Annotated in this window: 12 protein-coding genes; 9 read left to right on the plus strand and 3 right to left on the minus strand. The window is 73.6% G+C overall.

Annotated elements, in window-relative coordinates; translation table 11 throughout:
* Positions 1–107: 107 nt before the first annotated feature.
* A complete protein-coding gene (locus tag ABZ493_RS19025) occupies positions 108–1598 on the minus strand; it encodes a hypothetical protein (protein WP_430583692.1) in 1491 nt (496 codons plus the stop codon).
* 307 nt (positions 1599–1905) lie between these two features.
* Between ABZ493_RS19025 and ABZ493_RS19030 the strand changes: the two genes are divergently transcribed.
* Genes ABZ493_RS19030 through ABZ493_RS19040 form a run of 3 tightly spaced genes read left to right on the plus strand, consistent with a single transcriptional unit; the run spans position 1906 to position 5331 of the window.
* Positions 1906–3330 (plus strand): hypothetical protein, encoded by a 1425-nt coding sequence (locus tag ABZ493_RS19030; protein ID WP_430583693.1) that lies wholly within the window; start codon positions 1906–1908, stop codon positions 3328–3330.
* Positions 3327–4340 carry a hypothetical protein gene (locus tag ABZ493_RS19035; protein ID WP_430583694.1) on the plus strand — a complete coding sequence of 338 codons (1014 nt, stop codon included), beginning with the start codon at positions 3327–3329 and terminating at the stop codon, positions 4338–4340. The genes ABZ493_RS19030 and ABZ493_RS19035 overlap by 4 nt, the downstream gene beginning before the upstream one ends.
* A gap of 37 nt (positions 4341–4377) precedes the next feature.
* Positions 4378–5331 carry a tetratricopeptide repeat protein gene (locus tag ABZ493_RS19040; RefSeq protein ID WP_430583695.1) on the plus strand — a complete coding sequence of 318 codons (954 nt, stop codon included), beginning with the start codon at positions 4378–4380 and terminating at the stop codon, positions 5329–5331.
* A 20-nt stretch (positions 5332–5351) separates the two neighbouring features.
* On the opposite strand, the gene glgB is transcribed toward ABZ493_RS19040, so the two are convergent.
* Positions 5352–7580: a 1,4-alpha-glucan branching protein GlgB gene (glgB, locus tag ABZ493_RS19045; protein WP_430583696.1), complete on the minus strand. Its 2229-nt coding sequence runs from the start codon at positions 7578–7580 to the stop codon at positions 5352–5354.
* Between the two features lie 29 nt (positions 7581–7609).
* Positions 7610–8488, minus strand: a complete 879-nt coding sequence (locus ABZ493_RS19050) for a substrate-binding domain-containing protein (RefSeq protein ID WP_430583697.1) — start codon at positions 8486–8488, stop codon at positions 7610–7612.
* A gap of 309 nt (positions 8489–8797) precedes the next feature.
* Here ABZ493_RS19050 and ABZ493_RS19055 point away from each other — a divergent pair, with 309 nt between their 5' ends.
* The 6 genes from ABZ493_RS19055 to ABZ493_RS19080 all read left to right on the plus strand — a co-directional run bounded on the left by ABZ493_RS19055 (position 8798) and on the right by ABZ493_RS19080 (position 15595).
* Positions 8798–10513: an ABC transporter substrate-binding protein gene (locus ABZ493_RS19055; protein WP_430583698.1), complete on the plus strand. Its 1716-nt coding sequence runs from the start codon at positions 8798–8800 to the stop codon at positions 10511–10513.
* 39 nt (positions 10514–10552) lie between these two features.
* On the plus strand, positions 10553–11542 hold the full coding sequence (locus tag ABZ493_RS19060; protein ID WP_430583699.1) for an ABC transporter permease: 990 nt from the start codon (positions 10553–10555) through the stop codon (positions 11540–11542).
* A gap of 26 nt (positions 11543–11568) precedes the next feature.
* Positions 11569–12567, plus strand: a complete 999-nt coding sequence (locus ABZ493_RS19065; protein ID WP_430583700.1) for an ABC transporter permease — start codon at positions 11569–11571, stop codon at positions 12565–12567.
* Positions 12564–13493, plus strand: coding sequence for an ABC transporter ATP-binding protein (locus ABZ493_RS19070; protein ID WP_430583701.1), 930 nt, complete (start codon positions 12564–12566; stop codon positions 13491–13493). Before ABZ493_RS19065 ends, ABZ493_RS19070 begins: the two co-directional genes overlap by 4 nt.
* On the plus strand, positions 13490–14293 hold the full coding sequence (locus ABZ493_RS19075; RefSeq protein ID WP_430583702.1) for an ATP-binding cassette domain-containing protein: 804 nt from the start codon (positions 13490–13492) through the stop codon (positions 14291–14293). Before ABZ493_RS19070 ends, ABZ493_RS19075 begins: the two co-directional genes overlap by 4 nt.
* A gap of 78 nt (positions 14294–14371) precedes the next feature.
* On the plus strand, positions 14372–15595 hold the full coding sequence (locus ABZ493_RS19080; RefSeq protein WP_430583703.1) for an ROK family transcriptional regulator: 1224 nt from the start codon (positions 14372–14374) through the stop codon (positions 15593–15595).
* Positions 15596–15629: the final 34 nt, after the last annotated feature.

The following is a 15629-nucleotide window of genomic DNA, read 5'->3' on the forward strand; positions in this document are numbered from 1 at the left end:
GGGGGGGGGCCCCCCCCCCCCCGCCGGCCAGCCCCCCCCCCCGCCCCCCGCCCCCCCGGGCCCCCGCCACCGGTCGGTGGCGGGCCCGCGGTGTCTCGGCGCGAGGCTCAGGCCTTGGACGGGGCCGGGGACTCCTGCTCGGCGTCGGCGTCGGCGTCGGCGTCGTCAGAGGTGTCCTCGGCGGGCTCCAGCACGTCCGCGTCGGCGGGCTCGTCGTCGGCCGCCGCCTCGGGCTCGACGTCGAGCTCGACCTCGGGCTCGACCTCGGACTGGACGTCGGGCTCGGCGACCGTCGTGGACGGCGGCGCCGGCGGAGCGGGGACGGCAGCCTGCACGACGGCGACGGGCTGGCCGGAGCCTGCCGGCGTCTGCGGCGCGGACTTCTCCGCGCCGAGCAGCCCGCGCAGCTCCTCGAGGTAGGAGTTGATCGAGTCGTGCCGGCGGGTGAGGTCCTCGAGCTGGCGCGTGGCGGTGGACCGGTGGTTCTCCGCCTCGGCGCGCGCGTCGTTGACCATCTGCTCGGTGAACTCCCGGGCCTCGGCCACGATCCCGTCCGCGGTGCGGCGGGCGTCCGCGACGAGGGCCTTGACGTACGCGTCGGACTCCGCGCGGACCTTCTCCGCCTGCTGCAGGGCGAGCGCGACCCGCTGCTCGGCCTCCGCTGCGTGCTCCTCGGCGGCGCGGACGAGCAGGTCGGTCTCCTGGCGGGCCGTCTCGTGCCGGGCGGCGGCCTCGTGCTCCACCTGCTCGCGGCGCTGCGCGATCTCCAGCTCGGCGTCGGCCAGCGCGGCGCGGGCCTGCTCGCGCAGCTGCTCGAGCTCGGTCGTGACGGCGTCCGACGCCTCGGCGGCCTGGTGCTTGGCCTCGGCGATGATGCGGGCGGCCTCCCGGCGGGTGCGCTCCAGGAGGTCGGTCGACTCACGGTCGGCCTCCTCGCGCTGGGCCGCGGCCTCGGCGGCGGCCTGCGCCCGCTGCTGCGCGGTGTCGCGCTCGGCCGAGACGCGCAGCTCCGTCGTCTCGCGCTCCGCGGTGGAGCGCTGGACGCCGATCTCGCGCTCGAGGGTGGCGCGGCGCTCGCTCTCCTCCGCGGAGAGGGTGCTGGTGATGAGGGCGGCCTCGCGCTCGGCGGAACCGACGAGCTCCTCGGCGCGGCGCTGGGCGGCGAGCAGCGTGCCCTCCGCCTCGGCGGCCGTCGTGGACCGGATCTCCTCGGCCTCGCGGCGGGCGCTGCCCAGCAGCTCCGAGGCCTCGGACTCCGCGCGGGCGCGCACCTGGCCGGCGGACAGCTTGGCCCGCGCCATGATGTCGGCGGCCTGCTGGTTCGCCTGCGTGAGCACCTCGGTGGACTGCTCCTCCGCGGACCGCAGCAGGCGCTCGACGCGCGAGCCGAGGCCGGCGTAGGACGGCTTCTCGTTCTCCCGCAGCTGGCGCTGCGCGAGCGCGAGCTCGGAGGAGATCTGCATGGCGCGCGCGTCGGTGCTCTCGACGTTCCGGCGGGCCTCCTCCAGCGCCTGCTCGAGTCGGGCGATGTGACCGTCCACCTGCGCGCGGTCGTAACCGCGCATGGTGATCGGGAAGAGCGTGCGCTCGTCGGACACGTGCAGACCTCCGTACATGGTGGGTGCCCCGGCGTCGCCAGGATAGTGGCGGGGGCAGGGCGCCGATACTCGGGACATTCTTGCCCTGGCGGGACGAGTCGGACATCTTCCCACGCCGGGTCGGTGCGGCACGACGGCGCCGCCCCGGCAGTGTTCCACGGGTCGTGACGACGCGCAGGAGCCGGGGCGAGCCGGTCGTACGCGAGTCGTGAAGGGTTCGTGAACCGCACCCCGCCAGGGCGGTCACGTGGACGGAGCCCTCTGCGCCGTCCCTATGCTGGACTGTCCACGTCGAAGGGAAAGCTCGGTGCTGCAACGCATTCTGGGCGGTGTCCTGGTCCTGGTCGGACTGGCTGCCGCCGCGCTCGGTGTCGCCTCGGCCACGGTCTGGCGCGACACCGACACGGTGGTCGCCACGGCCAAGCCGACCGGTGACGGCACGCTCGTCGTCACCGACCCCGGTGTCCTCGGGCTGGTCGGTGGCGACGTCACCGTCAGCGCGTCCGTCCCCGAGGGGCAGAAGGTCACCCTCGCCGTCGGTCGGGACGTCGACGTCGCGGGGTGGGTCGGCAACGACCCGTACTCGCGCGTGACGGGCCTGAGCGACTGGGAGAACCTCGCCGTCACGAAGGGCGAGCCCGCCGACCCCGACGCCGAGTCCGAGGAGGAGCCGAAGACCGGCGCCGACCCGGCCGGGTCGGACATGTGGGTGGCCGAGGCCTCCGACGAGAACAGCGTCACACTGCGCTGGAGCGACCGCCCGGGCCGCTGGACGCTGCTCGCCGCCGGTGTCGGCGAGGACGCGACGGCGCCGACGTTGGAGCTCAGCTGGCCGCGCGCCGTCAGCACGCCGTGGCTCTGGCCCGGCGTCGGGGTGGGGGTCGTGCTGGTGGTCGGCGGGGTCCTCCTGCTCGTGCTCGGGGGCCGTCGTGCCCGCGCGCACCGGGCCGACCTCGAGGAGCAGGAGTCGCGCGGCGGCACCGACCTGCACGACGACGGACCGCCGTCGGGCGGCCTCGGGGCGCCGTTCGCCTCGGTGCGCACCACGGCGGACGGCACCAGCCCGTGGGCGTCGGCGACGCCCGCCGAGCCCGCGGCGGACGACGACCAGCGTGCCCCCGCCGAGCCGGCGACGGGCGCCGAGGGCGAGGACGACTCCCCGGAGGACGGCACCGCGCGCGACTCGGCCGCCGGCACCGCCGAGGTGCCGCTCGCGGGCCGGTTGCTGCGCCGGTCGCGCCGCCGCCAGCGCGACGAGTCCGCCGACGCACCGACCGACGCGCCTGCCGTGCCGTCGTCCGACCCGGCGCCCGTGGCGGCGCCGACCGCCGTCGACGCGGCGGTCCCGGCGCCCTTCGCGGGCGTGCCCGTGCCCGCCCCGGCGGTGCCGGCGCCGGCCGAGCAGACCGCGCACGAGCCGGTGCCGGCCGAGCCGCCCACGGCGACCGGCGCCCTCCGCATGACGCGGCGGGAGCTGCGCGCCCAGGAGGAGGCCCGGCGGGCCGCGGAGCAGGGCGGGATGACCCGCATGCTGCGCGCCATCACGGGCTCGATCCCCGCCGTGCGTCCCGCCCAGGCCGAGCAGGCGTCCGAGCAGGGCGCCGTCCGACCCGACACGTCCACGCCCTCGGGCCGCGCCGCCGCCTGGCGCGCCACGTGGGGCTTCGGCGACGCCTCCCGCACGGGGCCGGCCGCCGACCCGACGACCGACAACGACGGGGAGAACCGATGAACCGCCGTACCACCCGTGGGCTCGCCGTGGCGAGCGCCCTCGTCGTCTCGACGACGCTGCTCGCCGGCTGCGCCGACGAGCTGCCCCAGCCCCAGGCCGGAGAGGCGTTCACCGGACCCGTGCTGACCAAGGAGCAGGACACCCAGGTGTTCACCGCGGTCGCCGACACGGTCGCGAAGGCCGACAAGGAGCTCAAGAGCTCCGCGCTGAAGCCCCGCGTGACCGGCCCGGCGTACGAGGTGCGCAAGAGCCAGCTCGCCGTCGCCAAGAAGCGCGACAACGCGGAGTTCGTCACGGACATCCCGAGCGAGTCGCAGCAGATGATCATCCCCACCACCGAGGGCTGGCCGCGCACGAGCTTCTCCATCACGACCAGCACGGAGGACCTCGAGACGCCGCGCCTCGTCGCCTTCGAGCAGGCGTCGGCGCGCTCCGACTACAAGATGTGGGCCTGGACGCAGCTCATCCCGGACCAGAGCATGCCCGCGTTCGCGGACGCCGGGATCGGGTCCGAGGCCGTGGCCGCCGACGACGACACGCTCGCGGCGACGCCCGCGGACGCGCTGGCGCAGTACGCCGACCTGGTGACCCTCGGTGCCAAGAAGTCGTCGTTCGCCAAGGGGTTCGAGCTGCCCGACGGCGACCTGGTCGCCGCGGTCGCGGCCGACGCGGCGGCGTGGAAGGAGGTCCCCGGCTTCGAGGAGTCCGGGACCAAGTACTCGCAGAAGTACAAGGCGCGCAAGGACGAGGTGCGCGCGATCCGCACGGCCGACGGCGGCGCGCTCGTCATGGGCGTCCTCGACGGCAAGACGACGGTCGAGGCGGAGGACGAGGCCAAGGTGCCCGCCCTGTCCGAGACGCAGAAGGCGCTGCTCGGCGACGCCGACCAGACCAACATGCTCACCACGCGGTACACGGACATGGTCGCGCTGTACGTCCCGGCCAAGGACTCCGACGGCAAGATCCGCCCGCTCGGCTACTCCCACGTCGCGACGGCCGCCTCCAACTGACGCTCCACCCATCGGTCCCGCTCGTAGGATGTCGCCCATGACCAACCCCACGCCCGACCCGACCTTCAGCACGCGTGGCGCCGTCGACCTGTCGGCGCTGAACCGGCCGCAGTCGCCGCCCCCGGGGGAGCCCGGCGGCGCGCCCTCGGCGGGCGGCTACGTGCTGGACGTCACGGACGCGAACTTCCAGCAGGTGGTGCAGGACTCGACCACGTACCCGGTGGTCATGCTGCTGTGGATCCCCACCGACAAGGCCAACGCCGATCTCGGCGAGCTCCTGGGCCGTCTTGCCGAGGAGTACGCCGGCCGGTTCCTGCTCGGCCGCCTCGACGCGCAGGCGTACCCGCAGGTGGCCGCCGCCTTCCAGGTGCAGGGCGTGCCGACCGTCGTCGCGGTGCTGCAGGGCCAGCCGCTCCCGCTGTTCCAGGGCGCGGCGCCCGAGGAGCAGGTGCGCGACGTCCTGGACCAGGTGCTGGCCGCGGCCGAGCAGAACGGCGTCACGGGCCGGGCCCCGGCCCAGGGCGGCGAGGGAGAGGTGCCCGCGGAGGACGAGGCCGCGGAGCCGGCCGAGGAGCCGCTGCCGCCGCTGCACCAGGAGGCCTACGACGCGATCGAGCGCGACGACCTCGACACCGCCGTCGCCGCCTACGAGAAGGCCATCAAGCAGGACCCGAAGGACGCTCTCGCGGTGGCCGGGCTGGCGCAGGTGCGGCTGCTGCAGCGCACGCGCGGCGCGGACCTGCAGGCGGCCCGGACGGCCGCCGCCGACGCCCCGGCGGACGTCGACGCGCAGCTCGGTGTGGCGGACATGGACATGCTCGGCGGCAAGGTCGAGGACGCCTTCGCCCGCCTGCTCGAGCTGCTCCCCGGCGCCGACGCCGACACCAAGGAGAAGCTCCGCGTGCGGCTGGTCGAGTACTTCGAGATCGTCGGGCCCACCGACCCGCGCGTGGTCAAGGCCCGGCAGCGACTGGCGATCAGCCTCTACTGACTCCGGATTCCAGACCCGGCTCAGCCGGCCGGCCGGAGGACCAGGGCGCCGAGCGGCGGCACCCGCAGCGTGACGGAGTGCCGCCGCCCCTTCCACGGGACGTCCTGGGCCTCCACCCGGCCGAGGTTGCCGACGCCGGAGCCGCCGTAGGTCTCGGCGTCCGTGTTGAGCACCTCGTCCCAGGCGCCGCCGTCGGGCAGCGCGAGGCGGTAGCCCTCGTGCGGGACGCCCGCGAAGTTCACCACCACGACCACGGGGTCGCCGGCGGCGGACCGGCGCACCCACGAGAGGGTGTCGTGGTCGGCGTCGTCGGCGTCGAGCCACTCGAAGCCGGCGGGGTCGAAGTCCCGCTCCCAGAGGGCGGGCGTGACGCGGTACAGGGCGTTGAGGTCGCGCACCAGGCGCTGCACGCCGGCGTGGCCGGGCGTCTCCAGCTGCCACCAGTCGAGGCCGGAGCCCTCGTCCCACTCGGCGTCCTGCGCGAACTCCTGGCCCATGAACAGCAGCTGCTTGCCGGGGTGCGTCCACTGGTAGGCGAGGAAGGAGCGCACGCCGGCGAGCTGCTTCCAGCGGTCGCCCGGCATCCGGCGCAGCAGGGTGCCCTTGCCGTGCACGACCTCGTCGTGGCTGACGGGCAGCACGTACTGCTCCGAGAACGCGTAGACCAGCGAGAACGTCAGCTCGTGGTGGTGGTAGCGCCGGTACATCGGGTCGTGGGCCACGTACCGCAGGCCGTCGTTCATCCAGCCCATGTTCCATTTCAGCCCGAAGCCGAGGCCGCCCGCGTCGGTGGGCCGGGTGACGCCGGGGAAGGCCGTGGACTCCTCGGCGATCATCATCACGCCGGGGGAGCGGCGGTAGGCCGTCGCGTTCGCCTCCTGCAGGAAGGCGATGGCCTCGAGGTTCTCCCGCCCGCCGCGCACGTTGGGCTCCCACTCGCCGGGCTTGCGCGAGTAGTCCAGGTAGAGCATCGACGCGACGGCGTCGACGCGCAGGCCGTCCGCGTGGAACTCCTCGAACCAGTAGGTCGCGTTCGCGACGAGGAAGTTGCGCACCTCGCGGCGGCCGAAGTCGAAGACGTACGTGCCCCAGTCGGGCTGCTCCCCGCGGCGGGGGTCGGGGTGCTCGTACAGGGGGCCGCCGTCGAACCGCGCGAGGGCGAACTCGTCGCGGGGGAAGTGGCCCGGCACCCAGTCGAGGATGACGCCGACCCCGGCCTGGTGCAGGCGGTCCACCAGGTACCGGAAGTCGTCCGGGTGCCCGAACCGCGCCGTCGGCGCGTAGTAGCCGGTCACCTGGTAGCCCCACGACCCGCCGAAGGGGTGCTCCGCCACGGGCATCAGCTCCACGTGGGTGAAGCCCTGCTCGAGGACGTACGCCGTGAGCTCCTCCGCCAGCTCGCGGTAGCCGAGCCCCGGCCGCCACGACCCGAGGTGCACCTCGTAGACGCTCACCGGTCCGGCGTGCGGGTCGGACGCGGCGCGGCGCTCCAGCCACTCGCCGTCGCCCCACGCGTACGCGGAGTCGACGACGACGGACGCCGTCGCCGGCGGCACCTCCGTGCCCTTGGCGAGCGGGTCCGCCTTCGCCCGCCACACGCGGTCGGCGCCCAGCACCTCGAACTTGTACCGGGTGCCCGCGCCCACGCCGGGCACGAAGAGCTCCCACACCCCGCTGGCGCCGAGCGAACGCATCGGGTGCACCGTCGTCCAGCGGTTGTGGTCGCCCACCAGCCGCACGCCGCGCGCGTTCGGCGCCCACACCGCGAACGCCGTGCCCTCGACGTCGCCCAGCGCGCTCGGGAAGCGGCGCGGGTTCGCACCGAGCGCCCGCCACAGCTCCTCGTGGCGGCCCTCGGTGATCAGGTGCAGGTCCACCTCGCCGAGGGTGGGCAGGAAGCGGTACGGCTCGTCGACCGTCTGCACGTCGTCGTCGTACCGCGTGCGCACCCGGTAGTCCGGGGCGTGCCGAGCACCGGCGGCGTCGACGCCCGCGGGCACCACCGCCTCCCACACGCCGGCCGCGACGTGCCGCGCCGGGTGCTCGTCGTCCGCGGTCACGACCGTCACCTCGTCCGCCAGCGGCCGCAGCACGCGCACCACCGCCCAGGCCCGGTCGTGCGGGGGGTCGTCGTCCAGCAGGTGGGGCCCGAGCACGGCGTGCGGGTCGTGCAGGGTGCCCTGGGCCAGGGCGGTCAGCACCTCGGGGTCGACGGGCGGTGGTGCGGGGGCGGCGGCGGACCCGGTCATGGCCTCACTGTTCCACGTCGGTACGGTCCCTACCGGGTGGACACGTCGGGGGCGTCGGCCCGCGGCGGCGGTGCGGTCGACCCGCGGACCAGCAGGCGGGGGAAGGGCGCGGTGCGCGTGGTCGGCACGGTGCCCTCGACGGCGTCGAGCACGGCCTCGCCGATCAGCCGCCCCATGCCGTGCACGTCGTGGTGCATCGCGGACAGCGGTGGCGAGGACAGCCGGCAGAGCGCGGAGTCGTCCCACGCGACGATCGACAGGTCCTCGGGCACCCGCAGACCGGCGGAGCGGGCGTGCTCGAGGCCGCCGATGGCCATGACGTCGTTGTCGTAGACGACGGCGGTGGGCCGCGGGTCCAGCGCGAGCAGCTCGTCCGTGGCGCGGGCGCCGGACTCCTCGGTGTACTCGCCCTCGACGACGTGCGGGACGACGCCCGCGGTGCGGCAGCGCTCCAGGAACGCGTCGGTGCGCGTGCGCGTGTGCGCGAAGACCGCCGGCCCGGTGACACGGGCGACGACGGCGTGGCCGAGGTCCGCGAGGTAGCCGACGGCGTCGCGGGCGGGGCGGGCGTTGTCGATCCACACGTGCGGCGCGTCGTCGGCGGGCTGCGGGCCGCCTGCGACGACGTACGGCAGGCCGAGCTCGCGCAGTGAGGCGGGCCGCGGGTCGTCGGTGCGGACGTTGGTGACGACGACGGCGCCGACGGTGCCGTTGCGGGTCCAGCGGGCATACGTGGCGAGCTCGGCGTCGAGGTCGTGGACGACGTGCAGCAGCAGGGACCGGTCGGTGGCCGTGAGCACCTCCTCGATGCCCGCGACGAGCTCCATGAAGAACGGCTCGATGGCGAGGAGCCGGGCCGGTCGGGCGAGGACCAGGCCGACGACGTCGGGGGACGGGGAGGGCTGCACGGCCACACGGTACCCGGCGAGACGCGCGACATCGCTAGTTCGGCTCGCGAACAAAGATCTGGCGCCTCGGTCCACCGGTGAGATCGCGCGTTCCCGGTGGCGTCCCGCGCTCGAGCCCGGTATTCCGCGGATCTCGGCGGGCATCTCGCCGGCGTCGTCCCGAATCGCGGGCCACCTCTTGCGCAGACTTTCTTCGACGCGCTACAAAAGTTCCTGCCGGCTCGCAGGCTCGCCGCACCGATGGGGGTGCGGGCTCGAGGAGCGGCGCTCAGGTGTCGCCAAGGACGGCGACCGACAGAAGGACTCCTGATGACCGACATGACACGACGCCGTGCCCGTCGCCGGGTGCTCACCGGGATCGCCGCGGCCTCGGCCGCCCTGCTCGCGCTGACCGCCTGCTCGGGCGGTGGCTCCGGCGGGGGCGGGGCCTCGCCGTCGGGCGGGGGCAAGGACGCGTCGATCACCGTGTTCAACGGCTCGACCGGCACCATCAACGAGAACTGGAACCCGTTCTCGCCCACGGCCCTGCAGCCCACCCTCGGCGTGATCTACGAGCCGCTGTTCTGGTACAACCTCGCCGAGACCTCCGACCCCACGCCGCTGCTGGGCACCGAGTTCGCCTGGAACGACGACGGCACCGAGCTGACGATCACGACACGCGAGGGCGTGAGCTGGTCCGACGGTGAGCCTTTCACGGCCAAGGACGTGGCGTTCACCTTCAACCTCATCCAGAAGACCCCGGAGCTCAACACGTCCGGCCTGTCGGCCACCGCCGAGGCCACGGACGACACGCACGTCGTGCTGACGTTCCCGGAGAAGAACTCCTTCATGCAGGAGGCGCAGGTCCTGGGCAACCAGGCGATCGTGCCCGAGCACGTGTGGTCCGCCATCGACGACCCGATCACGACGATCAACCCCGACCCCGTGGGCACCGGCGCGTACATGCTCAAGGACTTCACCCCCCAGAGCTACCTGCTCGAGAAGAACCCGGAGTACTGGGAGGAGGGCAAGCCGTCCGTCTCGGAGGTCCGCTACATCTCGCTCGACACGGCCGACGCCGCGTCCGCCGCGCTGCTCGCGGGCGACGTCGACTGGATGAGCTCCTTCCTGCCGGGCCTCGACCAGATGCTCAAGGACAACGAGGAGATCTCGTACGTCAACACCCCGGCGCTGACGACGTCGATCTACACGTGCTCGAGCACCGACCTCGGCTGCGAGGGCCCGCAGACGGACCCGGCCGTGCGCCAGGCCATGTACTGGGCGCTCGACCGCGACCAGCTCAACCAGCTCGCGGGCGGCGGCTTCGCCGGCACGGGCTCGCCCACGCTGCTGCTGCCGGAGCGCGACGCCGACTGGATCGCGGACCCGGCCAACCTCGAGACGCCCGCCGGCGCCGACGTCGACAAGGCGAACCAGATCCTCGACGACGCCGGCTGGGTCAAGGGCGACGACGGCGTGCGCGCCAAGGACGGCGAGCGCCTGAGCATGACGATCCAGACCGTCACCGGCTGGTCGGACTTCATCTCGCTGAACGACACGATGAAGCAGCAGCTCGCCGCCGTGGGCATCGAGCTGGAGCCGTCGCAGCTCGCGTGGAACGAGTGGAACGACAACCAGCTCAAGGGCACCTACCAGCTCTCCCTCGACTCGATCGGGCTGGGCGCGTCCGACAACCCGTACTTCACCTACAACCCGAAGTACTCCTCCGTGAACACCGCGAAGGTCGGCGAGATGGCCTCGGGCGGCAACTACGCGCGCTACGCGAACGAGAAGGTCGACGCCGCGATCAAGGCGGCCTCGGAGACCTCGGACGAGGCGGAGCAGAAGGCGCAGTACGCGATCGTCCAGGAGGAGATCGCCCGCGACCTGCCGTACGTCCCGATCTACATCAACTCGACGCTCACGGAGTTCAACAACACCCGGGTGACGGGCTGGCCGGACAACGACGACAAGTACGCGTTCGCCGCGTCCTGGAAGGCCTGGGACAACGGCATCGTCCTCAAGACCATCCAGCCGGCCGGCTGACGTGCGGGCGCCGAGGAGGAAGACCGCGAGGTCAACGACATGACGTTCGTCGCACGCAAGCTCGGGTTCTACGTCGTCGCCCTGTGGGCGGCGCTGACCCTGAACTTCCTGATCCCACGGCTCATGCCGGGCAACCCGGTGGACCAGCTGGTGTCGAAGCTGGCCCAGAAGGGCCAGGTCACCCCGGCCACCCGGCACGCCATCGAGCTCCTCCTCGGCGCCGACTCGTCGTCGCCGCTGTGGCAGCAGTACGTGGACTACCTGCGCCAGCTCGCCCACGGCGACCTCGGCGTCTCGGTCTCGTACTTCCCCGCGCCGGTGACGCAGGTGATCGGCCAGACCCTGCCCTGGACGGTGGGCCTCATCGGGCTGTCCACGATCATCTCGTTCGTGCTCGGCGTCGGGCTGGGCACGCTGGCGGGCTGGCGTCGCGGGTCGTGGCTGGACAACCTCATCCCCGTCACGACGATGTTCCAGTCCGTGCCGTACTTCTGGTTGGCCCTGGTGCTCCTGTACGTCTTCGGCTCGATGTGGCAGGTGTTCCCGCTCAACGGGGGCTACGACGTCTACACGACGTCGCCCGGCTGGAACGCGCCGTTCATCGGCTCGGTGATCTACTACGGCACCTTGCCCGCGCTGACCATCGTGCTGTCGTCCATCGGCGGCTGGATGCTCGGGATGCGCAACATGATGGTGTCCACGCTGTCCGAGGACTTCATCGTCACGGCGGAGGCCAAGGGGCTGCGGCGCGGCCGCATCATGCGGACGTACGCGGCGCGCAACGCCGTCCTGCCGTCGATCGCGGGCTTCGCGATCTCCCTCGGCTTCGTCGTCGGCGGCTCCATCGTCACGGAGGCGGTGTTCAGCTACCCCGGCGTCGGGTCGGCGCTGCTCTCCGCGGTCAACAGCAGCGACTACGCCCTGATGCAGGGGATCTTCCTCGTCATCACGCTCTCCGTGCTGGGCGCCAACCTCCTGGTCGATCTCCTGTACTCGGTGATCGACCCCCGAACCCGCGCGCGCGGCTGACCCGCGACCCGAGAAAGGACGGATCGATGTCGATCACCTCCTCCGAGATCGTCGGCAGCGTCGAGACGGGGACCGCCGACGCGCCCACCGGGGCGGCGCCCCCGGGCGTCGGCCGGCGCCGCATCCCGCTGCCCCCGCTGACCCCGAAGCTCGTCGTGGGCACGTCGATCGTGGTGGCCTTCGTGCTCTTCGGGCTGCTGGGCCCGCTGTTCGTGCAGGACCCGTCGGCGGTGGACAGCATCGGCATGACCCCGCCGAGCGCCGACCACCTGCTCGGCACCACGCAGACGGGCCAGGACGTGCTCGCCCAACTGGCGTACGCGACCCGTGGCTCGCTGCTGATCGGCGCGATCGTCGGCGTGCTCACGCTGGTGCTGTCCGCGTTCTTCGGCGTCGTCGGCGCCTACGCGGGCGGGCTCACCGACGAGGCGTTCTCCCTGCTGTCCAACGTGATGCTCGTGATCCCGGGCCTGCCGCTGGTCATCGTCATCTCCAGCTACGTGCAGGACAAGAGCATCCTGCTCGTGGCCCTGGTGCTGGCGATCACCGGCTGGGCCGGGTCGGCCCGCGTGCTGCGCGGCTTCACGCTCAGCGTGCGGGGCCGCGACTACGTGCTCGCCGCCCGCGTGGCGGGGGAGCGGCCGTGGCGCGTGCTCGTCGTCGAGATCCTGCCGAACCTCATCCCGCTGCTGGCCTCCCAGGTGGTCATGGCCGTCATCTTCGCCATCCTCGGCGAGGCCGGCCTGTCGTTCCTGGGGCTGGGCGCCACGGGCTCGTTCACGTGGGGCACGATGCTCTACTACGCGCAGAACGGCCTGGCCCTGCGGCTCGGGGCGTGGTGGTGGTTCGTGCCGCCGGGCCTCGCGATCGCCGTCTTCGGCGCCGCCCTGTCGCTCGTCAACTACTCGATCGACGAGATCATCAACCCGAAGCTGCGCAGCCAGACCCGCGCCGAGCGCAAGGGCTGGCGACGCCGCGCCCGGACCGCCACGGTCGCGACCGACCCGACGGAGGTGGCCGCATGACCGCGGCGACGCAGGCGGCGGTCCCCTCGACCGGGACGGCCCGCCCCCCGGTGCTCTCGATCGAGGGGCTCAGCATCACCTACCAGACGGCGACGCCGGTGCACGCGGTGCGCGACGTCAGCCTCGAGCTCGGCCGCGGCGAGGTGCTCGGCCTGGCCGGCGAGTCCGGCTGCGGCAAGTCGACCCTCGCCTACGGGGTGACGCGGCTGCTCAAGCCGCCGGCGGAGGTGACCGCGGGCTCGGTCGAGTTCCACTCCCGCGAGGGGTACGCGCTCGACGTCATGCGCATGGACGGCGAGGAGCTGCGACAGTTCCGCTGGTCGAAGATCTCGATGGTCTTCCAGGGCGCGATGAACTCCCTCAACCCGGTGAAGAAGGTGCGCGACCAGCTCGACGACGTGCTCACCACCCACCGGCCGGGCATGTCGAAGGCCCAGCGGCGCACGCTGTGCGGGGAGCTGCTCGAGCGGGTCGGCGTCGAGCGCAACCGGCTCACCGCCTACCCGCACGAGCTGTCCGGCGGGATGCGGCAGCGCGTGATGATCGCGATGGCGATGGCGCTGGACCCGCAGGTGATGATCATGGACGAGCCGACCACCGCGCTCGACGTCGTCGTGCAGCGGGAGATCCTGCAGGAGATCGCGCGGCTGCGCGACGAGCTCGGGTTCGCGGTCATGTTCATCACGCACGACCTGCCGCTGCTGCTCGAGATCAGCGACCGCATCGCCGTGATGCGGGAGGGCCGGGTGGTGGAGCTCGCCGACGCGCTCACGCTCTACACCACCCCGCAGCACGAGTACACGCGCACGCTGCTGTCGTCGTTCCCCAGCCTCACCGGGGACCGCGGCGGGTTCGTGCGGCACGGGTCGCGGGCGGTGCCCGCGGGCGCCACGACCGGGCACGACGCCGAGGAGGAGAGGGCATGACCACGCTCGAGGTGCGCGACGTCACCAAGGTGTACAAGCTGCGCTCCGGCTTCCGGTCCGCCGACCTGCGGGCCGTGGACGGAGTGTCCTTCCGGCTCGAGCCGGGGCGGACCACCGCGCTGGTGGGGCAGTCCGGCTCGGGCAAGTCGACGATCGCGAAGATGCTCATGCACCTGGAGCGACCGACGTCGGGCCAGATCCTCGTGGACGGCGCCCCGGTGGGCCGGGGGCGCCGCGCGGAGGTGGCGTACCGCAGCCAGGTGCAGATGGTGTTCCAGGACCCGTTCGGCTCGCTCAACCCGTACCACTCGGTGGGGCACCACCTGGAGCGCCCCGTGCGGCTGCACCACCCGCGGCTGGGCGACACCGAGGTGCGGGAGCGGGTGCTCGCGCTGCTGCGGCGCGTGCGGCTCGACCCCGCGGAGGACTACGCCCAGCGGCGCCCGCACGAGCTGTCCGGCGGCCAGCGGCAGCGCGTGGCCATCGCCCGCGCGCTCGCGCCGGAACCGGGCATCCTCGTGGCCGACGAGCCCGTCTCCATGCTCGACGTGTCCATCCGGCTCGGCGTCCTCAACCTGCTCGCCTCGCTGCAGGAGGAGGACGACCTGGGCGTCCTGTACATCACCCACGACCTGGCGACCGCGCGGCACTTCTCCGACGAGATCCTGGTGATGCACCGGGGGACGATCGTGGAGCGCGGCCCGGCCGACGACGTCATCCTGCGCCCGCAGCACGACTACACCAAGACGCTGCGGGCGGCCTCTCCCGACCCGGAGCGGCGTCTCGCGGAGCTGTCGTGACCGTGCCACGTGCCCGGGACGATGCGCGGGACCGTGCGCGGTGCCCGGGACGTGACACCCTGAGCCGGGAGGTTGACCATGACAGAGGTGCTCGGGCCCGCGGGCCCGTCGGCGGGGGTGCCGTCGAGCCGCGCGGCCGTGCTCGACGCGATCCGCGCCGCGGGGACGATCAGCCGCGTGGAGCTCACGGCCGCCACCGGCCTCACCGGGGCCACGGTGTCCACCACGGTGCGCCGGCTCATCGAGGACGGCCTCGTGCAGGAGACGGGGCTCGCCGAGTCCACCGGGGGCAAGCGCCGGGTGCTCCTCGAGCTCGTGCCCACGAGCCGGCACGCGGTGGGGGTGCACCTCGACGGGACCGACGTCACCTACGCCCTGGTCAACCTGGACGGGGCGGTCGTGGCGCGGCTGCGTCGCACGTCGCCGGTCGGGGACCCGGAGACGGTCGTGCACGCGATGGCCGAGACGGTGCGGGGACTGGTCGACAGCGCCGGCGCCCGGTGGGAGAACGTCCTGGGGCTCGGCGTGGTGTCGCCCGGTCCGCTGTCGCGCGGCTCGCGCCTGGTGCTCACCGGGCCGGCCATGGGCGGCTGGGCGGACTTCCCGCTCGGGCGCCGGCTCGGCGAGGCGACCGGACTGCCCGTCGTCCTCGACAACGACGCGACCGCCGCCGCGGTGGGGGAGCACTGGACCGGTGGGGCGGGCGGCAGCTCCGCCTTCGCCGCCCTCTACCTGGCGACCGGGATCGGCGCCGGCGCGGTGCTCGACGGCGTCCCGCTGCGGGGCGTGAGCTCCAACGCGGGCGAGGTCGGGCACGTGTGCGTCGAGGTGGACGGGCCGGAGTGCTGGTGCGGATCGCGGGGCTGCGTGGAGGCCCTGGGCGGGCCGCGCGCCGTCGTCGCGGCCGCGGAGGCGGCCGGCTTCGACCTCGGCGGCACGGACCGGCCGGTCTCCGTCCGGTTCGCGGCCCTGGCCCGCGCCGCGCTCGCGGGCGACGCGGTGGCCGCCAACCTGCTGCACCGGTCCGCGCGCTACGTGGCCGTCGCGGCCCAGACCCTCGCCCAGGTGCTCGACGTCGACCGCCTGGTGCTCACCGGCCCCGCGATGGCGCTCGCCGGCTCCGTCTACCTGCCCGCGGTCCGGGAGCGCCTCGCCGCGTCGTCGATCGCCCGGCACGCGCACGACGTCGAGGTGGTCATCTCGTCGGCGGCGGCCGAGGCCGCCGCGATCGGCGCGGCCGCCCTCGTGCTGCAGGGCGAGCTCGTCTCCCGCGCCGGCGGCGTCCGCATCGCCGTCCGCTGACCCCGGCACCCTCGGCCGGCCCGACCCGCCCGGG

The sequence above is a fragment of the Isoptericola sp. NPDC019482 genome (assembly GCF_040632295.1).
Lineage (GTDB): Bacteria > Actinomycetota > Actinomycetes > Actinomycetales > Cellulomonadaceae > Isoptericola.